Annotated in this window: 23 protein-coding genes and 2 pseudogenes; 9 read left to right on the top strand and 16 right to left on the bottom strand. The window is 34.1% G+C overall.

Annotation, left to right across the window (positions count from 1 at the left end):
- Window positions 1–5: 5 nt before the first annotated feature.
- Genes SBL15_RS07155 through SBL15_RS07135 form a run of 5 tightly spaced genes read right to left on the bottom strand, consistent with a single transcriptional unit; the run spans window position 6 to window position 3,590 of the window.
- Complete coding sequence (locus SBL15_RS07155) at window positions 6–695, bottom strand: urease accessory protein UreF (protein ID WP_107613154.1); 690 nt, start codon at window positions 693–695, stop codon at window positions 6–8.
- Window positions 688–1,140, bottom strand: coding sequence for an urease accessory protein UreE (gene ureE / locus SBL15_RS07150; protein WP_053016236.1), 453 nt, complete (start codon window positions 1,138–1,140; stop codon window positions 688–690). Before ureE ends, SBL15_RS07155 begins: the two co-directional genes overlap by 8 nt.
- Window positions 1,141–1,152: 12 nt before the next feature.
- A complete protein-coding gene (gene ureC / locus SBL15_RS07145) occupies window positions 1,153–2,868 on the bottom strand; it encodes an urease subunit alpha (protein WP_107613937.1) in 1,716 nt (571 codons plus the stop codon).
- Window positions 2,868–3,275, bottom strand: a complete 408-nt coding sequence (locus SBL15_RS07140; protein WP_107611205.1) for an urease subunit beta — start codon at window positions 3,273–3,275, stop codon at window positions 2,868–2,870. Before SBL15_RS07140 ends, ureC begins: the two co-directional genes overlap by 1 nt.
- Window positions 3,276–3,287: 12 nt before the next feature.
- On the bottom strand, window positions 3,288–3,590 hold the full coding sequence (locus SBL15_RS07135) for an urease subunit gamma (RefSeq protein ID WP_053030032.1): 303 nt from the start codon (window positions 3,588–3,590) through the stop codon (window positions 3,288–3,290).
- A gap of 217 nt (window positions 3,591–3,807) precedes the next feature.
- Here SBL15_RS07135 and yut point away from each other — a divergent pair, with 217 nt between their 5' ends.
- Window positions 3,808–4,710 (top strand): urea transporter, encoded by a 903-nt coding sequence (gene yut, locus SBL15_RS07130; RefSeq protein ID WP_107611207.1) that lies wholly within the window; start codon window positions 3,808–3,810, stop codon window positions 4,708–4,710.
- A gap of 77 nt (window positions 4,711–4,787) precedes the next feature.
- Here the strand turns inward: yut and SBL15_RS07125 are convergent, their stop codons facing one another.
- Window positions 4,788–5,711, bottom strand: a complete 924-nt coding sequence (locus SBL15_RS07125) for an ABC transporter substrate-binding protein (RefSeq protein ID WP_107611208.1) — start codon at window positions 5,709–5,711, stop codon at window positions 4,788–4,790.
- 70 nt (window positions 5,712–5,781) lie between these two features.
- Here SBL15_RS07125 and SBL15_RS07120 point away from each other — a divergent pair, with 70 nt between their 5' ends.
- From SBL15_RS07120 to SBL15_RS07105, 4 genes and pseudogenes are all read left to right on the top strand, one after another.
- Entirely contained in the window at window positions 5,782–5,952 is a 171-nt protein-coding gene (locus SBL15_RS07120; RefSeq protein ID WP_158260249.1) for a hypothetical protein, read from the top strand.
- A 135-nt stretch (window positions 5,953–6,087) separates the two neighbouring features.
- The gene (locus SBL15_RS07115) at window positions 6,088–7,227 is read left to right on the top strand and encodes a polysaccharide deacetylase family protein (RefSeq protein WP_107611209.1); all 1,140 of its coding nucleotides are present in this window, start codon (window positions 6,088–6,090) and stop codon (window positions 7,225–7,227) included.
- 363 nt (window positions 7,228–7,590) lie between these two features.
- Window positions 7,591–8,238 (top strand): annotated as a pseudogene (locus tag SBL15_RS07110) (serine hydrolase); the annotation flags it as partial.
- Between the two features lie 188 nt (window positions 8,239–8,426).
- Entirely contained in the window at window positions 8,427–8,591 is a 165-nt protein-coding gene (locus SBL15_RS07105) for a DUF1958 domain-containing protein (RefSeq protein ID WP_233664068.1), read from the top strand.
- Between the two features lie 86 nt (window positions 8,592–8,677).
- On the opposite strand, the gene SBL15_RS07100 is transcribed toward SBL15_RS07105, so the two are convergent.
- Window positions 8,678–9,265 (bottom strand): TetR/AcrR family transcriptional regulator, encoded by a 588-nt coding sequence (locus tag SBL15_RS07100; RefSeq protein ID WP_107611211.1) that lies wholly within the window; start codon window positions 9,263–9,265, stop codon window positions 8,678–8,680.
- A gap of 196 nt (window positions 9,266–9,461) precedes the next feature.
- Between SBL15_RS07100 and SBL15_RS07095 the strand changes: the two genes are divergently transcribed.
- Entirely contained in the window at window positions 9,462–11,237 is a 1,776-nt protein-coding gene (locus tag SBL15_RS07095; RefSeq protein WP_107613932.1) for an oleate hydratase, read from the top strand.
- Window positions 11,238–11,314: 77 nt separating this feature from the next.
- Here the strand turns inward: SBL15_RS07095 and SBL15_RS07090 are convergent, their stop codons facing one another.
- The 7 genes from SBL15_RS07090 to SBL15_RS07060 all read right to left on the bottom strand — a co-directional run bounded on the left by SBL15_RS07090 (window position 11,315) and on the right by SBL15_RS07060 (window position 17,683).
- Window positions 11,315–13,573: an ATP-binding cassette domain-containing protein gene (locus SBL15_RS07090; RefSeq protein ID WP_107626189.1), complete on the bottom strand. Its 2,259-nt coding sequence runs from the start codon at window positions 13,571–13,573 to the stop codon at window positions 11,315–11,317.
- Window positions 13,574–13,617: 44 nt separating this feature from the next.
- Window positions 13,618–14,403 (bottom strand): arylamine N-acetyltransferase family protein, encoded by a 786-nt coding sequence (locus SBL15_RS07085; protein ID WP_107611214.1) that lies wholly within the window; start codon window positions 14,401–14,403, stop codon window positions 13,618–13,620.
- 165 nt (window positions 14,404–14,568) lie between these two features.
- Window positions 14,569–15,204, bottom strand: a complete 636-nt coding sequence (locus SBL15_RS07080; protein ID WP_317955572.1) for an ABC-2 transporter permease — start codon at window positions 15,202–15,204, stop codon at window positions 14,569–14,571.
- Entirely contained in the window at window positions 15,204–16,049 is an 846-nt protein-coding gene (locus SBL15_RS07075) for an ABC transporter ATP-binding protein (protein ID WP_142813390.1), read from the bottom strand. The genes SBL15_RS07080 and SBL15_RS07075 overlap by 1 nt, the downstream gene beginning before the upstream one ends.
- 90 nt (window positions 16,050–16,139) lie before the next feature.
- Window positions 16,140–16,856, bottom strand: a complete 717-nt coding sequence (locus tag SBL15_RS07070; protein WP_107611216.1) for a DUF3169 family protein — start codon at window positions 16,854–16,856, stop codon at window positions 16,140–16,142.
- Window positions 16,853–17,056, bottom strand: coding sequence for a helix-turn-helix transcriptional regulator (locus SBL15_RS07065; protein ID WP_011274640.1), 204 nt, complete (start codon window positions 17,054–17,056; stop codon window positions 16,853–16,855). Before SBL15_RS07065 ends, SBL15_RS07070 begins: the two co-directional genes overlap by 4 nt.
- 144 nt (window positions 17,057–17,200) lie before the next feature.
- On the bottom strand, window positions 17,201–17,683 hold the full coding sequence (locus SBL15_RS07060; protein WP_053016250.1) for an RrF2 family transcriptional regulator: 483 nt from the start codon (window positions 17,681–17,683) through the stop codon (window positions 17,201–17,203).
- Between the two features lie 155 nt (window positions 17,684–17,838).
- Between SBL15_RS07060 and SBL15_RS07055 the strand changes: the two genes are divergently transcribed.
- Together SBL15_RS07055 and SBL15_RS07050 are read left to right on the top strand one after the other, a co-directional pair.
- Window positions 17,839–18,759, top strand: coding sequence for a DMT family transporter (locus tag SBL15_RS07055; RefSeq protein ID WP_107619585.1), 921 nt, complete (start codon window positions 17,839–17,841; stop codon window positions 18,757–18,759).
- A 361-nt stretch (window positions 18,760–19,120) separates the two neighbouring features.
- A pseudogene (locus SBL15_RS07050) lies at window positions 19,121–20,295 on the top strand (MFS transporter).
- A gap of 63 nt (window positions 20,296–20,358) precedes the next feature.
- Here the strand turns inward: SBL15_RS07050 and SBL15_RS07045 are convergent.
- Window positions 20,359–20,922: a hypothetical protein gene (locus SBL15_RS07045; protein WP_107613928.1), complete on the bottom strand. Its 564-nt coding sequence runs from the start codon at window positions 20,920–20,922 to the stop codon at window positions 20,359–20,361.
- Between the two features lie 73 nt (window positions 20,923–20,995).
- Window positions 20,996–22,537 carry a bifunctional metallophosphatase/5'-nucleotidase gene (locus tag SBL15_RS07040; protein WP_107613927.1) on the bottom strand — a complete coding sequence of 514 codons (1,542 nt, stop codon included), beginning with the start codon at window positions 22,535–22,537 and terminating at the stop codon, window positions 20,996–20,998.
- A 304-nt stretch (window positions 22,538–22,841) separates the two neighbouring features.
- Here SBL15_RS07040 and SBL15_RS07035 point away from each other — a divergent pair, with 304 nt between their 5' ends.
- Complete coding sequence (locus SBL15_RS07035; protein ID WP_053016255.1) at window positions 22,842–23,801, top strand: phosphate/phosphite/phosphonate ABC transporter substrate-binding protein; 960 nt, start codon at window positions 22,842–22,844, stop codon at window positions 23,799–23,801.
- Window positions 23,802–23,867: the final 66 nt, after the last annotated feature.

The following is a 23,867-nucleotide window of genomic DNA, read 5'->3' as shown; positions in this document are numbered from 1 at the left end:
ACCTCCTATGAAATAAAGATTCTCACATTAACGTTCTCATGTTCCATTTGATTAAGTTCTAATCCCGGTGCTGTTACGCCGAAATCTGCTTTGCTTAATGTAAATATGTGTTGTCGTGTACGTTCGATTTGTGGAATCATTTCCGTCACAACTTGTTGACCTGTTGTTTGGCCTAGTGGAATTGCACGTACTGCATTTTGAGTTAAACTTGAAACATTTTGATACAAGTAGTAGTCAATAATCGTCTCGATATCAACGCCTAAATAGTGACCTAACATTGCAAAGCAAATTGCTGGATGCAACTTTGCACGCTTCTCAGTCATTTGTGTGTGGTACCAATTGATCCATTGACTATCGTAGAGTTCCATCGTAAGTTTAGCCATACGTGTTCCCATTTGTTTTGTACCTACACGTGTTTCACGCGGTAAACTTTGAACATAGATTAATTGGTCTAATCTTAATATTTCCTCTGCGTCTTCATTTTCTAACGCTTGGTACACAAGTCGCATAGCTAAACCATCTGAATAGGTTAATTGTTCATTTAAAAATAATTGTAACCATGCTTTAAATGTTTCAGCATCTTTAACTACATCGCGTTGAATGTATGTTTCTAAACCAAATGAATGACTAAATGCACCTGTAGGTAATTGCGAATCACAGAACTGAAATAATCTTAAGTGTGAATGATCAATCATGTGAATGTCCTATGTGTCTAAACGCTTTATTCACTTTACGATCTTCATGACTATAAGGTATGCCTAACGTTTTAAGTAGGTCTTCTACTAAATAGTCATATTGGACTAACATTTCAGTTTCTGTAAATTGTGCAGGTAAATGACGATTGCCAAGTTGATGTGCAATATCGCCCATTTCTTGTAACGTACGTGGTTTGATAACGAGTAGATCTTCAGAATTCACATCAACAACAATCATATTTGTGTCATCTTGGTATAAAATATCACCATATTGTAAATCGATAGGTTGATTTAAACGGATACCAATTTCTGTGCCATGATCAGTTGTAACACGTTGAATACGTTTTACTAAATCTGAATTCTCTAAATAGACTTTTTCAACATGTTTCTTTTTATCTTCATCTGATAAATTAGCAATGTTGCCTTGAATCTCTTCTATAATCATTAAATGAACCTCCTAGAATAAGAAGTATCTTTGAGTCAACGGTAGTTCAGTAGCAGGTTCACTAGTCACTTTTTCGCCATCAACAAATACTTCATAAGTTTGTGGATCTACATCCAGTTTTGGTGTAGCATCATTATTTTTCATATCTTTTTTCGTTAAATTACGGATGCCGTGAACAGGTCGAACCATACGTTGTAGGTTCAAGCTACGATAAATACCACTTTCGAATGCAGTTTTAGAAACAAATGTAATGGCAGTGTGCTGTAAGTTACCACCATATTGGCCATACATTTTACGGTATTTTTGAGGTTCTGATGTTGGAATAGAACCATTGGCGTCACCATTAACTGCGGCATTAATTAAACCACCTTTAACTATAAGTTCTGGTTTAACACCGAAGAAGGCTGGTTCCCACATAACTAAATCTGCTAACTTACCACCTTCTACTGAACCGACATAGTCTGAAATACCGTGTGTAATGGCAGGATTAATTGTATATTTAGCGATATAACGTTTAATACGGTTGTTGTCGTTGTATTCTGCATCACCATCTAAGAATCCACGTTGTTCTTTCATACGATGAGCTACTTGCCATGTACGTGTAATCACTTCACCGACACGTCCCATAGCTTGTGAATCAGAGCTAACCATGCTAAATACGCCCATATCTTGAAGTACGTCTTCAGCTGCGATGGTTTCTTTTCTAATTCGAGAATCAGCGAATGCTATATCTTCAGGAATAGATGCATTTAAGTGATGTGTAATCATAACCATATCTAAATGTTCATCTACAGTATTTTGTGTATAAGGCAATGTTGGGTTGGTAGATGAAGGTAAGATATTAGGATATGAAGCGGATTTAATTAAATCAGGCGCATGTCCGCCACCCGCACCTTCAGTATGGTACATATGTAAGACACGACCTTTGACTGCTGCCATTGTATCTTCCATAAATCCAGCTTCATTTAATGTATCGGCGTGAAGTGCGATTTGAACATCGAATTCATCTGCTACTTCTAATGCATGATCGAGTGCTGAAGGTGTTGCACCCCAGTCTTCATGTACTTTCAGACCGATTACACCTGCGTGTATTTGTTCAATAAGTGCAGTGTGATTAACAGCTTGCCCCTTACCAGTAAAACCTACATTAATAGGGAGTTGTTCAGCTGCTTCAAGCATACGATGAATATGCCAAGGTCCAGGTGTAACTGTTGTAGCCTTCGTACCTTCTGATGCGCCAGTACCGCCTCCAATATGAGTCGTGATACCACTTTCGAGTGCAACTTCAGCTTGTTCAGGGTTGATAAAATGAACGTGTGTATCAATACCACCAGCTGTCACAATTTTTCCTTCAGCTGAAATGATATCTGTTGTTGCACCGATAATAATATCAATATTATCCATAATATCTGGGTTACCAGCTTGACCAATAGCAAAGATGTAGCCATTTTTGATACCGATATCGGCTTTAACGACTTTATCGTAATCAATGATAACTGCATTTGTAATAACTAAATCTGCAACATAACGGTCGTCACGTGTCACGTTTGGATTTTGCCCCATTCCGTCACGAATAGATTTACCGCCACCAAAAGTGACTTCATCTCCGTAACTTGTATAATCATGTTCAACTTGAGCAAATAAATTTGTATCACCTAGACGAATTGAATCGCCTTCGGTCGGACCATAAAGACTGGTATATTGAGATTGTGTCATTTTAAAGCTCATTAGTCTTGTCCTCCTTTTTTATTGAGGTTTTCTTCGCCTTCATCATTAAATACGCCGGCATATTCATCATCTTCGTTGGTTGGACGGTAAACACGACTTTCATCAATTTTACCGTTAACCATACCACGGAAACCATATATGTTACGATGACCTGCATATTCAACAAGTTGGACTTTCTTTTCGTCGCCTGGTTCAAAACGTACGGCTGCACCAGCGGGGATATCTAAGTGTTTGCCATAAGCTTTTTCACGTTCAAACTGTAAAGCTTTGTTAGCTTCAAAGAAGTGAAAGTGAGAGCCAACTTGTACTGGGCGATCTCCGGTATTTTTAACAACAAGCACCGTTTCTGCACGCCCATGATTAATTTCGATTTCAGTTTTTTTAACAATAATTTCTCCAGGAATCATAATATAGCCTCCTTAGACGATTGGATGATGGACTGTAATAAGTTTCGTACCATCTGGAAATGTTGCTTCAATTTCGATTTCTTTAATCATGCTTGCAACGCCTTCCATTACATCTTCTTCATTTAGAATTGTTTTACCGTAGCTCATTAACTCGGCTACCGTTTTACCGTCTCTGGCACCTTCAAGTAATTCATCACTGATTAATGCAAGTGCTTCAGGATGATTTAACTTTAAACCACGTGCTTTACGACGTCTTGCTACTTCTGCAGCTACAACAATCATCAACTTATCTTGTTCACGTTGAGTAAAATGCACATCTATTCCTTCTTTCCATTTAGAATAACTTTCGTAGTTTTAATGTTAGAACTGTTAAAGGTAGAGTACAAGCAATATAGTAATACGATTATTTTAAATTCAAACTCAAATTGTATTTCTACATGTTTAAATATTGTGAAAGTATTTTGTAAGTGCTACTAATAGTGCTAGAATTTAAAAGGAATGTTTAGTAATAACTAAAGAGTAAGGTGAGTTTGTGAAGTATGTAGATATATTTTTCAAGAATATAGCGCAAGTAGTGTTTATGAATAATAAATGGTCAGGTATATTCATTTTAATTGGTTTGTTTGTGGCTCAATGGGAAATTGGTTTAGCGGCAATGATAGGTAGCGTCTTATCAATCTTATTGGCACCTTATTTCAATTATAGTGAAGCGGAAATTCAAGATGGGTTAGCAGGGTATAATGCTGTGTTAACTGCTATTGGTTTAGCGTTATTCCTTCAATCCTCAGTGGTAGCTTGGATAGTATTGATACTTGCAACCATTTTAACTTTGCCAATGGGTGCTGCCATTAGAGAACTATTAAAACCATTTGACATACCGATGCTAACATTTCCATTTGTATTGATGACATGGCTCGTGTTAGCTATGACGACGCAATTTTCAAAATTAAAAGTAACGATTGATATATTGCCTCAACAGGTGAAACATCCTGATATTAGTCATAACCATATAAGTTGGATTAGTGGAATTACAACCAATTTTAGTGAGATATTTCTTGTGACATCTATGCTTGGTAGTGTGTTGATTATTATAGGTATCTTTGTAGGATCAATAAGAGGTGGCGTATATGCGGTAATCTCTAGTATCTTAGCAGTGGCATTTATTGTCTTATTAGGTGGAGATTATCCATCAATCACCAATGGTCTATATGGTTATAACGCTATACTTACTGGAATAGCGTTAGGTGCAACATTTAAAACTAAACTCGATACTTATATTGCCGTTATTACAGGGTTATTATTAACTGTAGTAATGCATGGTGCAATCGCAACGTTACTTACACCAGTAGGCTTACCTGTATTTACAGCACCTTTTATATTTGCAACGTGGATAGTTTTATTTGCTGGCAAACAAACGTTTGAAGAAACAACCTAAAATGATCGAATAGAAAAACCATCAATAAACCAGCTATTCTGGTTCATTGATGGTTTTTAGTTAAATCGAGAAAATCATTATTTATTTGCAGAATCTAATAATTTTTTCTTTAAATCTTTACGTTCATAGTCAAGTGAGTAAGGGTCATTTAACCAATAAATACCTTCGTCTACTTTAAATGTTTGACCTTTTTTAACTGCGTCTGTGTTTTTCCAAACATCTTTATTAGCGAATGAAAGTTCAGCGCCTTTAGCGACAGGTGTCACAACGTAATCTCCAGCCATTTCTGGAATTTGTTCAGCAGAAATATCAGCTAAATCTTCTTTCTTAGTGGCACTTTCAACTTTGCTTGGCATTTTTAGACCAAATGAATCATAAAGCACTTCACTACCGTGACCGTATGTTTTACCTAAAACATAGATTTTTTTATCAAAGTCTTTAATGATTGATACAGTTGCATCTTTACCAATGGCATCTTTAATTTCTTTGCCATCATCTTTTGTTTTGTCTTCCCATTGGTCTACCCATTTTTGAGCTTTATCTTTTTTACCAATAATTTTACCTAATTCTAAATGTTGTTCTTTGTAGTCATGTTTCATATAGTCGAATGCGACAGTTGGTGCGATTTTTTTCAATTTCTTCAAGTTTTTATCTGTATTGTAAGTAATGATTAAATCTGGTTTTTCTTTTGCTACGGCTTCGACGTTTTCAGGGTCAATTTTTTTAACATCTTTAAATTTATCTTTTAATACTGAACTATCATCCACGTTTTTAGCTACAGCTTGAATATTAGCATCAAGTTCCTTTAAACCACCTGCATATGTTGTTCCTAAAACAACTATACGTTTAGGATTTTTAGGGATTTTAACTTTTTTACCATCGTCAGTTGTATAAGATTTAGTATCTTCTTTCGCATCTTTAGAATTACTATTATCCCCATTGTTTCCACAAGCGGCTAAGGCTAATATAAACACTAATGCCAAGGCTAATAATTTTCTCAAAACATCCATCTCCTTTTATATGTATAATGCAATTATATAGGAAATTATATTAAAGCTAAAGGTGAGCGTAATGACATTAGATATTCACGATAAAATTGCGATAGTACTCATACTAATATTTGTGTTTATTAGTACATTTTCGATGCCAACAATTTATGAATTAATATTGAAAAGCTTAATCGTTTTAGCGATTGTAGTTAATGTAAGTTTGAAATTCCTCGTGAAAAGAAGAAACAAATAATTTAATATTGAATAAAATTAATTTCATGTAAAAATTCCGTTAAGTTAGAAATGATATGTTATTCATAGTATAAAAATGTTATATAATATTTAGTGATCGGAATAAAATTACTTTCTTACATAAAGGAGCCAATACATGATTAAAAAATATTTGTTGAGTGTATTCACTGTTTTAATAGCCATTGTTTTATGTGCATGTCAATCGACATCGCAAACGCATGAGAAAAAAGCTAAAGAAGAAACGCATAATAAAGAAGAGAATATTTATGCGAAAAAGCGTAGTTCTGGTCAAAAAGATTGGGTTGAATATAAGGGTGATGTAGCACATATCTTCTTCCATCCTTTAATTACGGATCCTAAAGTGGCGTTTACTGGTGAAGCGAATCAAGCCAAAGGGAATAATGATTGGATGATTACCGTTGAAGAATTTAAACGCTCACTTGATGAATTATATAAGCATCATTACATATTGATTGATCCACATGATGCATATGATTTCAATTCTAAACCTATTAAAAAGAAATCACTTAAGTTGCCTAAAGGAAAGAAACCGTTAATTTTATCAATAGATGATATGAATTATTATGAATATATGAGAGGAAATGGTTATGCAGATCGCTTAGTATTAGACAAATATAATCATGTTGTATCTGAAACGAAAGGCAAAGATGGTAAGGTTACTCAAAGTGAATCGAATGATATTGTTCCGATTCTAAATCGTTTCGTAAAAGAACATCCAGATTTTTCATTGAATGGACAAAAAGGTGTAGTTGGTTTAACTGGATACAATGGGGTACTCGGATATCGCACGAATGAATTGGATAGTAAAGACTACTCTAAGCGTAAAGAACAAGCGATAAAAGTTGCAAATGCAATGAAACGCGATGGTTGGACATTCGCAAGTCATTCTTGGGGGCACATTGATTTTGCAAATAGTTCATATGATCGTATTGTGAAGGATACAGAACGTTGGAAGAAAGAAGTAACGCCAATTATTGGCAAAACGGACTTATTTATTTTCCCTCATGGTGCGCAAGATAGAGGTTCAGCAGGTTATCAGTACCTAGAGAATAAAGCAGAATTTAAATTCTTAGCTGGGGTAGGTCCGAATAATTTTACTGATATTGGTGAAGATAGCGTTTATCAAGACCGTGTTGCTATCGATGGTTTGAATCTATATGACTTTAAATACAAGTTGAAACCATTTGTAGATCCAGACAAAGTTTATAGCAAAGAAGATCGTAGTTATTTTAAAGGTGAGAAGGGTTATAAATAATTAGTCGAACTCTGAGAATTGCATTATGGTAGTTCTCAGAGTTTCAATTTTTCATTAAAAGCAGGCAAAATTTGATTGATATCAAAAATGTATTGTAAGTAACAACAATATATTTAAGTGGTTATGATTTTGAATGTAGTTGTATTATTCCTATAATATTGTTATAAAAAGTATTGTGCAACATTATTAATATTAAAAAAAGTAGGGGATATTTTGTTTGGTAAATTTGTAAAAGGAATAGGTATTATCGCTACGATTTCGTTATTACATACTTCGATAAGTGATGCGAGTGAATCGCCAGTAACTATTGCTAATAAAGAAAAGAATAGTAATATTAGTACGAAATATCAGCCTAGTGGTGTCATGCTTACTACTGATCAAGGGCAAATTCTATATAATTACCGGGGAAATAATCAGGTTGACCCTGCTTCTATGTCTAAAATGATGACCTTATATTTAACTTATGAAGCGATTGAGAATGGGAAGTTAAAGCTCAATGACAAAGTGAAAATTACAAATAAGTATGCTACCATGTCCAACCTACCAAACCTATCATCAGTATCATTGAAACAAGGTCAAACGTATACTATTGAAGAATTAATTAAACAAACCACTTTAGCATCAAGTAATGCCGCAGCAATGATATTAGGTGAGAAAGTAAGTGGCGATAATAATACATTTACTAATAAAATGAATCAACAAGCTAAATCGTTTAATATGGATAATACAAATTTTGTCAATCCAGCAGGTGCGCAGAATAGTTTATTAGATCAATATGCACCTTCAAAATTTAAGAAACAAGATTACCCTAAAAGTACCGCTAAAGATATGAACCTTTTAATGCAAGCGTTAATTAAGAAGTACCCTCAGATATTACAAATATCTAAGTTGCCACGGGATACTCAAAAAGGAAATACTTTTAAAAGTACGAATCTATCTTTAAAAGGGCAACCACTATATTTACCTGGTACAGATGGCTTAAAGACAGGTACAAGTAATAAGGGTTATAACATTGCACTAACAAATAAGCAAGATCAATTACGTCTAAATGAAACAATAATGAATGTGAAACACTTTGGTGATGTAAATGCGAAGTACAATAGAAATAGAATAGGTAATCAAATCATTAAACAATATCGTCAAAAATATGAATATAAGAAAGTGTTAACTGAAGGAGACCATGAGATAGATGGCAAGAAATATCATGTAAAAAAGATTTATATGATGTTGTCCCTAAAGACAAATCCAAATGGCATCTGGCTATCAATAGTAAAGGTAAAGTTTATGTTCATTATTATAGGGACTTCTTACCAGGCAGTCATTATCCACGTGTAGCTGCTGATAAAAAATGGAAATGGTTCTAAATCAATAAATTAAATTAGAAAAAATGTCGCTAAGTTTTCATCTTGGCGACATTTTTCAAATAATGAATATCTTAAATAAAGGCGTTTTAGCTCAGTTTCTTCAAATGTACTTCTCTTGCGCCACATATCATATTAACAATTTCTTTCGTCACTTTATCAATCGATTGCTGTTGTCCATGTTGAATCCAATTCATGATGACGCTCAAAATACCTCCAGTTAAAAATTCTCCATATATTGTTACATCTACATAAAATTGACCACTCTGTCGATCAAATTCAATTTGCTTTTGAACTGCTTTATAGATTTGTTCATAAAAAATAGTATAAACTTCGCCGTAAAAATTGAGTGTTATAACGCTACGGACAATGTCTTTATTATCGTGAATAAATGTCAAAACATCTCTCATCAATTTTTCAAAAAATTGTCGTGGATTGTCGGGATTAATGTCGGGTAAATATAGCTCTCTAAAATGATCAATCAACGTGCCGACAACGTGATTTAACAAGTCATACTTATCATTAAAATGACGATAAAAAGTTGATCGTCGTAAATTTGCTTTTGCACATAAGTCTTGAACCGTTATTTGTTCAAAAGATTTAGTTTGTAGTAAATCAGAAAATGAAGTAATTAGGGCTTGATGTGTTTTTTGGACGCGTAAATCTTGTTTGTTCAACTTAATCACTCCTCATATCGGACAGTTTGAATAAATTGTCGCTTATGTTACAAACACACATAAGTGACGCACAATTCTTGCCCCTCGTCATTTTATAATACTATCGAAGGGTAGATTAATTTCTTTAATATTACTTATAGTTTACTACTTTTCAATCTAAAAATTAAAAACTATGAAAACTTGGGAAGTGATACGTATGTACTATAGTAATGGAAATTATGAAGCATTTGCACGTCCTAAAAAACCAGAAAATGTAAAGCGTAAATCAGCTTATCTTATTGGTTCCGGATTAGCATCTCTAGCTGCTGCATGTTTCTTGATTAGAGACGGACAAATGGATGGGTCAAAAATCCATGTTTTAGAAGAATTATCTAAACCTGGTGGAAGTTTAGATGGAGATGAACTTCCTTTAAAAGGCTATGTTGTGAGAGGTGGAAGAGAAATGGAGAACCATTTCGAATGTTTGTGGGATTTATTTCGCTCCATCCCGTCACTTGAAATGGATAATGCTTCCGTTCTAGATGAGTTTTATTGGTTAAATAAAGAAGATCCTAATTACTCACGTTGTCGTGTTATTGAGAAAAGGGGGCATCAGTTATCTACTGATGGTGATTTTACTTTGACGCCACAAGCCATTAAAGAAATCATTCATTTATGTTTAATGAAAGAAGAGACATTAAACGATGTGAAGATTACGGATGTCTTCTCAAATGACTTTTTGCATTCGAATTTCTGGATCTATTGGAAAACGATGTTCGCATTTGAGCCATGGCATTCTGCAATGGAGATGCGTCGATATTTAATGCGCTTTGTACATCATATTGGAGGATTAGCAGATTTCAGTGCCCTTAAGTTCACCAAATATAATCAATATGAATCACTAGTTCTTCCGATGATTGCTTACTTAGAGTCCCACGGTGTGCAATTTCAATATGATGTTCAAGTGTTGAATATCAAAGTAGATATCACAACGAAAGAGAAGGTTGCGCGTGAAATACAACTTAAGCGTTCAGGTAAAGATGATATCATTCCTCTAACGCCAGATGATTTAGTATTTGTTACAAATGGTAGTATCACTGAAAGTTCAACTTATGGAGATAACAACACACCCGCACCCCCTACAAAAGAAATCGGTGGTAGTTGGACGTTATGGCGTAATCTTGCCAAACAGAGCCCTGAGTTTGGTTGTCCCGAAAAGTTCTATCATCGTTTACCAGATAAAAGTTGGTTTGTATCAGCAACTGCGACGACAAATAACATGACAATTATTAATACAATCGAGCAAATTTGTAAACGAGACCCTCTAGCCGGCAAGACAGTGACTGGTGGTATTGTTACTGTTAATGATTCTAAATGGCAAATGAGTTTTACTGTTAATCGTCAACAACAATTTAAAAGCCAACCCGAAGACGAGGTGAGCGTTTGGATCTATGCATTATACTCAAACGTAAACGGGGATTACATCCATAAACCTATCACTGAATGCAGTGGAAATGAAATTTGCCAAGAATGGTTATATCATATGGGCGTTCCTATCAATCAAATTGAAGACCTCGCTAAAACGCAATGTAATACGATACCAGTCTATATGCCATATATCTGTTCTTATTTTATGCCTAGATCCGTTGGAGACAGACCACTTGTCGTGCCTAAAAATGCTCGCAACATAGCCTTTATTGGTAATTTTGCAGAAACAGAAAGAGATACTGTATTTACCACTGAATATTCGGTAAGGACTGCTATGGAAGCAGTATACCAATTATTGGACATAGATAGAGGTGTCCCTGAAGTGGTTGCAACAGAATTCGACCTTCGTATATTGATGGATGCCTTATATGAACTTAATGATGGTAAAAATCTATCAGAACTCTCAGAACATAACAAAATACAGAAACTCGCTCTTAACGCTTTCTTGAAGAAAATAAAAGGTACCTATATCGAAGAATTGTTGCACCAACACAAGTTACTATAAGTGTAGATAAAATTCATAATGGCAAAATTATGCCCCCACGTGTCTAATCAGCATGTGGGGGTATTTGTTTAGTTTATTTATTGGCCAATATATCGTTTTAAATGTTTAGCGGTTACGGAATTGTCGATGTCAAAAATGCCTTTAGGTTCACCCGCATAAAGTAATTGGCCACCTTTATCACCAGCATAAGGCCCAATATCAATTAACCAATCCGCCTGAGTCATCATCGTTAAATTATGTTCAATCAAGATAACCGTATTGCCTTCTTCAATAAGATGATTAAAGCAATCGATTAGAATTGGCAAATCATCTTCATGTAGCCCAGTTGTTGGCTCATCAAAGATAAAAATCTTATCGGTCACATCTTGTGTCAGGTAACGGCTTAGTTTCACACGTTGAATTTCACCACCTGAAAGGGTATCTAATGATTGTCCGAGAGTCATATAGTTTAATCCTGTATCCGCTAATGCTTGAAGCGGTCGTGTAATACCTGGACTGTCGCTAAATTTCTCAATGGCTTCATCCACGGTTAATGCTAAAATATCCGCAATAGAATAGCCTTCTACTTTTGCTTCTAACACTTCTGGACGATATCTTGTACCACCACATAATTCACATACTTGTGAAAAGTCTGGCATAAATGCAAGTTCCGTTTTTAAAACACCTTTACCATGACATTCCGGACAGGCACCTTCTGAATTATAGCTGAACATACTCTTTTTAAGACCAGTATGTTGACTAAAGAAACTACGTACATCATCAAAGATATCTAAATAAGTAAGTAGATTAGAACGATTTGATGCATGGACAGGTTTCTGGTCAATAAAGATAGCCTCTTGTTCACGTTCAAATCCTGCAGTGATGAGTGAACTTTTACCTGAACCTGCAACACCTGTAACAACAGTCATTGCATGCTTAGGTAGTTCAGTTGAGACATTTTGTAAGTTATTGCGACTAATATTAGCAATTTGAAGCATGTCTTTCGCTTTACGTGGCGTTTTTTTAAGTTGATGCTGTCGGTTCAACGCTTGACCAGTACTTGTGTCCGAACTGAGTAATTCATTATAAGAGCCAGTAAATGTAATTTCACCACCATTTTTGCCTGCTAAAGGTCCTAAATCAATAATATGATCAGCGGTCTTTATAACATCTGGATCATGTTCTACAACGAGGACTGTGTTGCCCTTATCCTTTAAAGATTGAATGATATCGTTGATACGCTGAATATCCTCTGGATGTAGTCCGACACTTGGTTCATCAATAATATAGACTAAGTCGCTTAAAGGACTATTAAGGTGACGAATGAGTTTAATACGTTGTGACTCACCACCAGATAGTGAAGTTGTTTCTCGCGCTAATGTTAAATAATTCAACCCAATATAACTTAATGCTTCTAGTTGTTTCTTAAGTGGCTCTATAATCACACGGGCTTTGTCTGATTTTATTTTTCTTAAAAAGGCTAACGCCTCATCGATTTGTAGGTTTGTAAATTCTGCAATATTTAAGCCATTGATTTTACAGCTTAATACAGTGTCATTAAGACGTTGTCCATGACAATCAGGACAATCATGTTTCGATACTACACGGTCAATATCTTCTTTAAAACGTTTCTTTTCAAAATTATCATTGAGTAAAAATGAACGACGGAAACGATGAATAAGACCTTCAAATTTAGCAGTTCTAGGCCAATTTGAAGGTGGATTCTTTAATTTAGTTGGTTCGGTGTATAAAAACGTATCCATTTCTTCTTTCGTATAATCTTTTAATTTCTTATCATTATCAAATAAACCTGTATATAAATAACGTTTACCTCGCCAACTATCAGGTCTAAATGAAGGGAATTTAATTGCATCCTCATTAAGTGATTTATCATAATCAAGCAATTCATTTAAATCAATATCTTCAACATAACCTAGTCCTGAACATGTTTCACACATACCTTTAGGATTATTGAAAGAAAAGATATCTGAATAACCGACAAATGGTTCGCCGATACGTGACCATAGCAGTCGGACGGACGCGTAAATATCAGAAATTGTACCTACAGTTGAACGAGAGTTACCTCCAAGTCGTTTCTGATTAATAATCATTGCGACAGGAAGATGCTTAATTTGATCGACGTCTGGTTTCTCATATTGTGTCAGTTGATGTTGCACATAACTTGAATATGTTTCATTTAACAATCTTTCAGATTCTGCAGCTACAGTATTGAAGACGAGGGAAGACTTACCCGAACCTGAACGCCCTGTAAAAACTGTTAATTGGTGCTTCGGAATTGATACATTTATATTTTTTAAGTTATTTTGTTTGGCACCGATAATGTCTATATTTGTCATAATTACACCTCTTAAATCTAGATTACCTTGCTGGTCATATTAAATTATGCTTCTAGTGGCTTGATTTTAACATCAAGATTAAAGTATTCCTTTAAAATGTTTCGGTAGTTATCTGAAGTTACATCATATTTATCTTTGCCATCTTGTTTGCTTAGCGTAAGATGGTGTAAGGACATCGTTGCACGTCCAAATGATTGTGGTTGAGTAACGATAAGTTGTTGTACAAAAATAGAATCTGGATGTTGTGAATTATATTGAATCATATCTTCAAAATCTTCTATTTGTTTAGGTTGGAAACGAGCCTCGTAACGTGTGATCCAACTATCGTCTTCGAGTTTCTGAATGCTATAAGTTTCTTCATGTTCTGAAATTGCTCGGAATTCACCTGTAATATCTGTAACAGGATGAGTAGGATCTATATTTGTAATAGGTAAGGCCTGTAAAGGTAAGTCACCAAAGCCTACATCTGCAACATAATTTACATCATTAATTGGAACAACAAGTGACATGTGTGAACCTTCTGGACTGCGATTGCCATTAGGCTGTTCTACAGTTGCAGACATACGATATACGGTGAAACCTTTTTCTTCAAGGTAAGTCCCAAAGAAATGATTCATTTCGTAACAGAATCCACCACGATGCTGATTGATCAATTTATCATACAAATCATTAATTTCTACAGAAACAGGCATGCCATTTTGGACATTGATATTTTCAAAAGGAACCGTCAACATATAGCGTTTAATATAATAATTGAGTGCTTCAAGTGAAGGTTCATGATATTTTGATGAATCAATATTTAAATAGTGTTCGATAGCTTGAATATCCATTAGATGAGGACTCCTTTGTTAAAAGCTTTTAGTAATCCATACCCTATAATGATGGAATGACGCATGTAAGAATAGAAACGAAAAAGGTTCTAAACACTTGATAGCAATTGATGCCTCGTGTTTAGAACCAGTATTAATATATTAAACTATGTTATTATTCAAAAATTACAGTTCTTGTTTGTTGAAAATGGCTATTGAAATGAAATAAGAAGCCACTAAACAAATTAAACCGAGTATTGCATATAATCCGATGAAGAGTATATCTGTAGGATTTGTTCCTAAATCAGAGAATGAACCTGAACGTACAATGGCAGACATAATAACACCAAAGTAAATAATAAAGAATAAAATAAGAACGATAACCGATGTTGAAATCATGATGACATTTGAATTTTCAGGACCAAATTTAAATGTTAACGGGAACATGATAGCATATGTGCCTGCCGCACCAATACCTACTAATCCTGAAATAAGTGTTAACATTAAATTCTGATGTATCGCTAATACTGCAATTAATCCAATAATTAATCCGACAAAGATGAGTATGCCATAAAATGCGAAATAACTTTTAATGTAAGCACTTCGATGTGTTGGCAATGTTGAAATATAATACATCCATTTAGAATCTTTTTCTCGCTTTAAGTTATCCGTCACTGGTGACAATAAGAAAATCATTGGTAAGAAACATGCCATTGCTGGATTTATAAAAGCGAATAAGAAACTTGCTACAATAGCTACAATTAAATATGTGATAAGTGATTTTTTAGATGCATAGAAACTACTTAAAATTAGACCTTTCATTATTTATCACCTCTCATAATTAATTTTGTTGCGTCATCAATAGTGTTAAGTGGGTGAGCGTTTGTCACACTAGACCAATCCTTGACTAAGATTTGGCGTTGACCTTGTCTCACTCTTGATGCAATGATGATGTCTTGTGGAATATTTAAATCATCATGCTCATCAACTTCGACAATACCGTATTGATTTAACAATTCTTCCTTGCTTTCTTGAAGTACAATTTCACCATCACGCATAAAGATTAACTTTGTAGCTAAATGTTCTATATCTTCTGAAATATGAGATGAAATGAGTATGCCATTGCCCTCTGAAATATAGTCTTCCAACATTTCAATGACTTCTTCACGTCCTGATACGTCCATACCAGCAGTTGCTTCGTCCAGTATGAGTAATTTTGTATCAAGCGCTAGAGCCATGGCTAAGGCTGCTTTCATACGCATTCCTCTTGAGAACGTCTTAATTTGAGCGTTAGTTGGTAATTCGAAACGCTGAATGACTTCAAAGAAACGATCACTGTTCCACGTTTTGAAAATATTTGCAAAAACTTTATCCATATCTTTAATTTCGAGTTTATCAGGCACACGTAAGTCATCAAATACAACACCAATATGCTCTTTGTATGCATAATCCTTATCTGAGACAACTTGATCAAAAAATGAAATCTCTCCAGAATCTTTAAAACGGTTACCAACTAATGTGTTAATCAATGTTGATTTGCCTGAACCATTCTTACCAATTAAACCAATCACTTCGCCAGGTTGAAGCGTTAAAGAAATATCTTTCAAATGGAAATTCGATTTCTTGTACGACTTGTTGAGATCTTGCACTTGCAATAGATGTTCCATAATAATCCTCTCTTTCTGTTGATTAGTATTAGATTTAATTCAATTAAAGATTAGTTACTTTTATCATAATATAGATTAATTAATAAATAACTAGGATTTGTAAAATTTACGTACTTTTAACATATAACCTAAGCTGTTATATGCGAAAATAATGATTAAGAATAGTATACCTAATGTTTGATTTGAGCCAGTATCAATAGAGAAGATACCTAAAAATATAATTGCGAACATTAATAGTGCTAAGTTTACTCCGTAATTTTTATACATACTTACTATAGCGATATGACGTTCACCTTCATCCAATAGTGCTAAGGTTTTTTCAGTATAATTTTTTTCTCCTATTTTAGGATAACGTGAATCGAAACGACGATTGAAAAAGCCTAGCATTATTGAAGGTATGATGGTCAACATATAAGGGATGATTGCGTACAATACATCAATATTTGAACCATGGCCAAAGACGATTAATAAAAGCGCAACAAAACTTATAATTAATTGAATATATGAGATGATACTAGATTTATTGAAGTTTAAGTTGGATTTCTTTTCGAATAAATCAGCATCATCATCTTCAATCGAATTGAGACTTTGATTTTTAAATTTAAGCGCATCTTTTTGAACTTTCCACAAATAAAATGTAAGACCAATGATAATTAGCGATGCAATGATACAAGTGATTAACCCAAAATGGGTATGTGCAAAATTAACATTTGATAGAAAAGTACTAATACTTCCCATTGAAGAACCCACAAAACCACCAATAATGCCACCAAGTACAAGTAATAGAAGATAGCGTTTTACTTTCATAAATCTCCCTCCTCAAATATAAAGACATTTTCAACTGGTTCATTGAATATACGCGCAATTTTAACGGCTGTTAAAATGGACGGCATAAAATCATTCCGTTCAATCAAAGAAACTGTTTGCCGAGAGATACCGGCTTGTTTAGCGAGTTGTGTTTGATTGAAGCCATCGCGAGCACGTAATTCTTTAAGACGATTTCGCAATATTCATCAACTCCTTGGCTTTTACGTTACATTGTCTTTGTCATTTTGACAAGTATATTAGTCAAAAAGACTTATTTTTTTGTCAAAGTAGATATAAAAAGTAGCCTTCGGGTTGTCTGAAGTAAGACATCCTGAAGGCTTGATTTAACGTGTTTTACTATTTGTTAAGACCCATTGGTTTAGATCGTTTAGACGATATTTTGTGACGATGTTTTGATTGACTTCATCTAGCGTAATAGAAGTTAATGTTGAAATTAGAGTAGCTTCAATTTTATTTAAAGCATGACTAACTACGCACATTTCTGCTCTTTGACCTTCCTTTTCACCTAAGAAGGGCTTCAATAATTGCTGACTAGAAAAGATCGCGTCTCGACCTTCAATTGCTAGAAAAACATCATAAAATGTGATTTGATTTAAAGGCTTATTTAAAGAAAAGCCACCATTTTTGCCTGTAGAAGAATTAACGAGACCTTCTTTAACAAGAGCTTTAATAATCTTCTTTAAATAAGAATCTGAAACATTTAAACGATCACTTAAAGCAGTAGAGGTCATCACGCTATGTTCTGATAGTAGATTCAGCATTAAGAGAACATAGACGGCTTGTTCCCATCCTATAGATAATTTCATAACAGTCCTCCAATGATAAACGTTTCTTTTATTATAAAATATAATATAAAATTTTTATATATTATGATTGAAAAATAGAAAGGGTGCATTATAATACTAATTAAAGATAAAGAATATCTTAATTATCTTTAATATATGACCTGGAGATGACATCTATGAATTTACATCAACGTTCCAATTTATACTTCTATATATGTATTATTTTAACGACCATATGTATGGGCTCTTCTTTTCCAACTGGGAAGTACCTCATCTCAATTAAATACGTGCCACCTATGTTACTAGGCGGATGGCGTTTTACCATCGCGGGATTCATTATCTTATTGGTTTTATTTTTGAAAAGGGGCATCAAAAACACATTACCATCTATTGATAATAATAGTTATAAAGGCTTTATATTTGTCGCTACAATCGGTTTATTACAAACGGCTGGAACAATGGGATTATTAAATATAGCAATGTCATTGGGTGTATCCTCTTCAATGTCTGCTGTTTTACTGTTTACCAATCCATTATGGTTAGCTGTTCTTGCGCATTTTATACTGAAAGAGCGTTTAACAATGATTAAAATGGTTGCACTCGTGATTGGTGTAATTGGGGTTACGATATGTCTAGGGGTAGATCGTACATTGCTAGGGTGGGGTGCGTGTGTCGCATTACTTGGGTCACTATGTTGGTCATGTAATACTGTCGTGACTAAGCAATTTAAGTTTGATAAAGGTGCATGGGTATTAACGGGATGGCAGCTATTATTTGGTGGCATCATCATGTTCTTGATTAGCCAATTGTTAGGAGAGCACTATCACATTGGACAATTGAATGGTTGGGGATGGTTATGGTTTTGGTGGCTTGTGTTTCCTGCGTCTATTGGATCATTTGGATTATGGTTTAGCAGTTTAAATTTACGAGGTGCTACGATTTCGAGCAGTTTTCTATTTTTAGTGCCCTTATTTTCGACTATTTTTTCAATTATAGGGTTAGGTGAACCTTTCACATTGCACATTATGATAGGTGGCTTGTGTGTTGTAATAGCATTGATCATTATTAATTATTCGCCACATCACCAGAGAAGTTAAGATAATAAATGTTTGAAAAATCGAATGATCGCACTAAATAGTTCTAGGATAATATTAATTATGAGTTCCCAAAGTGGCTGTTTGGATTTATCTTTTTTAGATTCAGACATCATATCACTCCTATGCTAGTCAGTTTAACATAGCGATATTTTGATTGAAAATGTTACATATATGGAAGGTTTTCGAAATACTATATCTTTAAAATTGTCTTAATTTTAATACAATGAAAATATATGAAAACTTGCGAATACTGACTTAAGAAAATAAAAAAATCTGAACAAATCTCTTCACATGGTATCTAATTTTTTGTAATATAGCACTCGTATTATTTTTGAGAGCGATAAAAAAGGAGGTAGCAATGATGAAAGGTAACAGAATGATGTTCTTCATATTCATGTTAGGTACATTTACAGTAGGGATGGCAGAGTATGTTGTAACGGGATTACTAACTCAAATCGCAAGTGATATGAAAGTGTCTATTTCAAGTGCAGGTTTATTAATCAGTGTATATGCTGTGAGTGTTGCGTTAATTGGACCATTTATGCGTATATTCACAATGAATGTTCGTGCCAAACGCTTATTACCCATTTTGGTTGCCATATTTATAGGTAGTAATGTGGTAGGGATGTTGGCGCCCAATTTTCAAGTATTGCTGTTATCAAGATTGTTGTCAGCTTCAATGCACGCACCATTCTTTGGCGTGTGTATGAGTGTGGCTGCAGCCGTTGCACCTCGTGGTAAACAACCGCAAGCCATCGCATTAGTCCAAGCAGGATTAACAATTGCGGTTATGATTGGTGTGCCATTCGGATCATTCTTAGGTGGCTTTGCGAATTGGAGAGCCGTATTTGGCGTTATGATTGGTTTAGCGATTATTACAATGCTAGGTATGTTGAAGTTTGTACCAGATGTATCTCTAAGTACAGAATCTAATGTAAAAAATGAACTAAAAGTGTTTAAAAACCCACACATTTTAATCGTGATGTCTATTATCGTCTTTGGTTATTCTGGCGTATTCACAACATATACGTTTATGGAACCAATGATACATGACTTCGCACCTTTTAAAATAGTAGGATTAACAATTTGTCTATTTATGTTTGGGTTAGGCGGTGTGTTAGGCAACTTAATTACAGGGATGTGCCAGAACCTAAACTGACAAAATATCTATTTTATACGTTTTTATTACTATTTTTAACCATCGTATTATTTGTCACTTTCGTGCATAATGCGATTTTAGCTATTATTATATGTTTCTTATTTGGATTTGGAACATTTGGTACGACACCGTTATTAAATAGTAAGATTATATTAAGTGCCAAAGAAGCACCATTACTTGCGAGTACATTAGCGGCGTCAATCTTTAATGTGGCAAATTTCTTAGGTGCCATTATTGGTTCAATTTTATTATCAATCGGTTTACCTTATTTAATGATTACCTTTGTGTCAGGCGGCATTATTATTCTAGGTATTTTAATTAATGCAGTTAATTATTTTTATGAAAAGAAACATATCCAATTTGAAAATGAAAGTTGAGTTGAAGAAACACCTCTAATGTCAGTGTGTCATCGTACTGATATTGGAGGTGTTTGATTATATTTAATCAGATTCGAATTTTAATGTTGGTTCGTACATATCGTGATTGAAGTGATGTTTAGAAAATTGACGTAAATCATTTATGAACGTATTTATATTACGATCTAATTTCTCTTTGGTTCTCACGATGATAACGCGTTTATCGTCAGAGTTTGTTTCGTATTTATCATTATAGATTCTTGCAGCTATAGAAAATTTAGAGATATAATTCTCCAATGATTCATAGCAATTTAGTAAATCACGAATAGGTTTATTAGATTCCTCTTCATGGTGACTCATAGTACCCAATAATTCTTGAATTTGATCGTCTAATTTTACAAAAAGTTCCTCCACGTCATCGCATTTTTCTAACGTTTGCGGCTTGTTTATTAGAGCATTGGTTTCACTTAAATGAATTTTACTTATTTTAGATGCTTTATAAGCAGTTAAATCTATCATACTCAAAATATCATTTTTATAATCTTCACGTTTTTCTTCTTTCTCTTTAGTGATTTGATATTTAATTCCCCAAAATGTCCCAATTAGCGCAAAGATACCTCCGACAATGGCAGCTAAAAATTCACTCATAATAATGAACTCCTTTTCTAGTGAGAATATTTACACTTATATTGTACACTATTTAAATAATGTAAGAAGAAAATTATAGTTCGACTTTGAAGTTAAGAACTTGAGGTATGTTAGATATATCGTTATTGGTAATGAAATCAATTAAAAGTTGTGCACCTTCTACTTGTATGTCCTTGACTACAGGTGCGTCAGCAAACATGTTGTAATTACCACCACCTACAGCACGATAGTTGTTGACACAAATGGTATAAGTTTTATCACTGATAAGTGGTTCATTGCCAACCTTAATATCAGTTACGCGTTGACCAATAGGTTCTCTTACATGAATGGTATAAGTAATGCCACCGTACATGTCATAGTTAAAATGCTGTGGTTTCGGATATAAAAATGCATCGTTGATTGTTATTTCATTTTTATCGTTAAGCGTGAAGTAGCTTGCTGATTTTTCTAAAGCGGCTTTAATGCCTGCACCAGTAAGTTTTAAAACTTGGAATGTATTGGGAAAAGGATAATTATTAATAATATCACGCATAGTAATACGTGTATTAAATCCTGCTGCTGAGTCGAAGAGTGCCGTACTTGCAATATCAGCATCACTTTTCTCCAATAACATAACATTTATTAAATTTATAAGTGGATGAGGTTTCATTCGTGCCTCAAATTGATCTTCAACTAACATAGGTTCGGGTAAGGTCGTGATTTCAGTATCTAGCCAGTCTTCTAGATGTGTTAATAGCTTAGAATCTTCCGGTAATAGACTAAATTCTGAGTCTGCCACTACAGGTAACAATTCGCTTTGCGTATCAATAATCTGATTATTGTCGCCAATCGTTAGCGTTACTTTACCTATTTGTGTTGCACGTGTACCAGGTTGAATAACGGCAGTTTCATACTTAACTGTCGCGATATCTCGATGTTGGTGACCTGTAATCAAGACATCGATGATTTCATGGAAACGACGTAGAATTTCGGAAGCCTCATTCTCACCAGTTAAATCTTCAGTTGGTTCCTCTGTATCTATATCACGTTCGAATCCGCCGTGATATGAAACGACGACGATGTCAGCTTTTTCACGGACATTAGGTAATAGTTGGGTAAGTGTTTCAATCGCACTCTTGAAAGTTAAGCCTTCGATATGATGTGGTTGTTCCCAGTTAGGGATATTTTGTGTAGTTAGACCAATCACGCCTACTGTTAGTCCTTCCTTTTCAAAATAATGCACGGCTTCACCTGTAAAAGGTTGTTGTTTTGAGTCTAAAATATTAGCACAAAGCACTGGATGGTTAAGGTTTTGTAGTGTGTCTTTAAGATATGGTAAGCCATAGTTAAATTCATGATTACCAATCGTTCCCAAATCAAAATTTAAGCGGTTATATATCGCTGTTAATGGTTTGCTAGAGCATAACTCTGATACTAAATAGTTGCATAAAGGTGCCCCTTGTAGGAAATCACCGTTGTCGATTTTGAAGTAAATATCGTCGTTTTTGCTTGATTGTTCGATAAGTTGATTAGCATATAACAAACCCATAGGTAACTGTTGATTCGTCTGTGAGAAATCAGTTGGGAATATGTAGCCGTGAACATCACTAACGATATAAAAGCTAAGTTGAGTCATAAGTACCATCCTTTCATTAATGATAGTTATTTATAATTATAAGGTATGCGTGATAATCAATCATTATTCATCTCCAAAAATAAATTTATCTTTATATAACAAAATTATAGTAAAAAAGATATACAGAATAGATTTTAAAAAGAATTTTTAGAAATAATTTACAATACCTTAATGATATAAACGTATTTTATATAAATTTGACATTAATTAAATACTATTTCAATTAATATTGTGCTAATCTTATATTGTCAATTAAATTGACAAATTACACGATTTATACATATCGAACGGGGGCATTACAGTTATGAAGCAAATGAAGTATCTTTTAGTGCTAGCTTTAACAGTTATTATTTTTACGGCAGCATGTGGAAATAATAGCTCATTAGATAGCAACAACAAAAGTTCTGACAGCGGTTCTGATTCTGGTAAAGATGGTTACAAACCTAAAGAATTAACAGTGCAATTCGTGCCATCTCAAAACGCGGACACACTTGAAGCGAAAGCAAAGCCACTTGAAAAATTATTATCTAAAAAATTAGATATCCCAGTAAAAGTATCTGTATCAACTAACTACAATACAATCGTAGAAGCGATGAAGTCTAAAAAAGTAGATGTAGGTTTCTTACCTCCAACAGCTTACACTTTAGCACATGATCAAAAAGCAGCAGATTTATTGTTACAAGCTCAACGTTATGGCGTTAACAAAGATGGGTCTAACTCAGACAAATTAGTTAAAGATTATAAATCAGAAATTTTGGTCAAAAAAGATTCTGGAATTAAAGATTTAAAAGACTTAAAAGGTAAAAAAATCGCATTACAAGATGTAACGTCTACAGCAGGTTACACGTTCCCAATTGCGACACTTAAAGAAGCGACTGGCATTAACGCTACGAAAGATATGAAGATTGTAAATGTGAAAGGGCATGACCAAGCAGTTATTTCATTACTCAATGGTGATGTTGACGCGGCAGCAGTATTCCAAGATGCACGTAACATTGTTAAAAAAGATCAACCTAACGTATTTAAAGACACTAAGATTATTAAGTTAACAGAACCTATTCCAAATGACACAATCTCAGTTCGTCCAGATATGGATAAAGAATTCCAAGATAAACTTAAAAAAGCATTTAAAGATATCGCAAAAACAAAAGAAGGTCACAAAATCATCAGTGAAGTATATTCTCATGAAGGATACACAGATGCCAAAGATTCAGACTTTGATATTGTAAGAAAATATGAAAAACAAGTTCAAGATATGAAATAATATTAGTACATCATTAAACGAAATTGAAGTTTTAATATTATCACAATATATCTAAACTTAGACTAA

Origin of the sequence: Staphylococcus sp. NWU MKU2 (assembly GCF_033283605.1) — a bacterium.
Lineage (GTDB): Bacteria > Bacillota > Bacilli > Staphylococcales > Staphylococcaceae > Staphylococcus > Staphylococcus haemolyticus.
Note: the sequence above shows the minus strand (reverse complement) of the source record. Positions and strands in the feature narration are given on the sequence as shown.

What these genes read in the sequence shown, in the direction of transcription:
- SBL15_RS07055 (WP_107619585.1), top strand. Translation starts at nt 17,839, where the DNA reads ATGAATTTACATCAACGTTCCAATTTATACTTCTATATATGTATTATT.
- SBL15_RS07115 (WP_107611209.1), top strand. Translation starts at nt 6,088, where the DNA reads ATGATTAAAAAATATTTGTTGAGTGTATTCACTGTTTTAATAGCCATT.
- SBL15_RS07040 (WP_107613927.1), bottom strand. Translation starts at nt 22,537, where the DNA reads ATGACTCAACTTAGCTTTTATATCGTTAGTGATGTTCACGGCTACATA.
- SBL15_RS07060 (WP_053016250.1), bottom strand. Translation starts at nt 17,683, where the DNA reads ATGAAATTATCTATAGGATGGGAACAAGCCGTCTATGTTCTCTTAATG.
- SBL15_RS07045 (WP_107613928.1), bottom strand. Translation starts at nt 20,922, where the DNA reads ATGAGTGAATTTTTAGCTGCCATTGTCGGAGGTATCTTTGCGCTAATT.
- SBL15_RS07120 (WP_158260249.1), top strand. Translation starts at nt 5,782, where the DNA reads ATGACATTAGATATTCACGATAAAATTGCGATAGTACTCATACTAATA.
- ureC (WP_107613937.1), bottom strand. Translation starts at nt 2,868, where the DNA reads ATGAGCTTTAAAATGACACAATCTCAATATACCAGTCTTTATGGTCCG.
- SBL15_RS07155 (WP_107613154.1), bottom strand. Translation starts at nt 695, where the DNA reads ATGATTGATCATTCACACTTAAGATTATTTCAGTTCTGTGATTCGCAA.
- SBL15_RS07140 (WP_107611205.1), bottom strand. Translation starts at nt 3,275, where the DNA reads ATGATTCCTGGAGAAATTATTGTTAAAAAAACTGAAATCGAAATTAAT.
- SBL15_RS07085 (WP_107611214.1), bottom strand. Translation starts at nt 14,403, where the DNA reads ATGGATATTCAAGCTATCGAACACTATTTAAATATTGATTCATCAAAA.
- SBL15_RS07080 (WP_317955572.1), bottom strand. Translation starts at nt 15,204, where the DNA reads ATGAAAGGTCTAATTTTAAGTAGTTTCTATGCATCTAAAAAATCACTT.
- SBL15_RS07075 (WP_142813390.1), bottom strand. Translation starts at nt 16,049, where the DNA reads ATGGAACATCTATTGCAAGTGCAAGATCTCAACAAGTCGTACAAGAAA.
- SBL15_RS07035 (WP_053016255.1), top strand. Translation starts at nt 22,842, where the DNA reads ATGAAGCAAATGAAGTATCTTTTAGTGCTAGCTTTAACAGTTATTATT.
- SBL15_RS07070 (WP_107611216.1), bottom strand. Translation starts at nt 16,856, where the DNA reads ATGAAAGTAAAACGCTATCTTCTATTACTTGTACTTGGTGGCATTATT.
- SBL15_RS07095 (WP_107613932.1), top strand. Translation starts at nt 9,462, where the DNA reads ATGTACTATAGTAATGGAAATTATGAAGCATTTGCACGTCCTAAAAAA.
- ureE (WP_053016236.1), bottom strand. Translation starts at nt 1,140, where the DNA reads ATGATTATAGAAGAGATTCAAGGCAACATTGCTAATTTATCAGATGAA.
- SBL15_RS07090 (WP_107626189.1), bottom strand. Translation starts at nt 13,573, where the DNA reads ATGACAAATATAGACATTATCGGTGCCAAACAAAATAACTTAAAAAAT.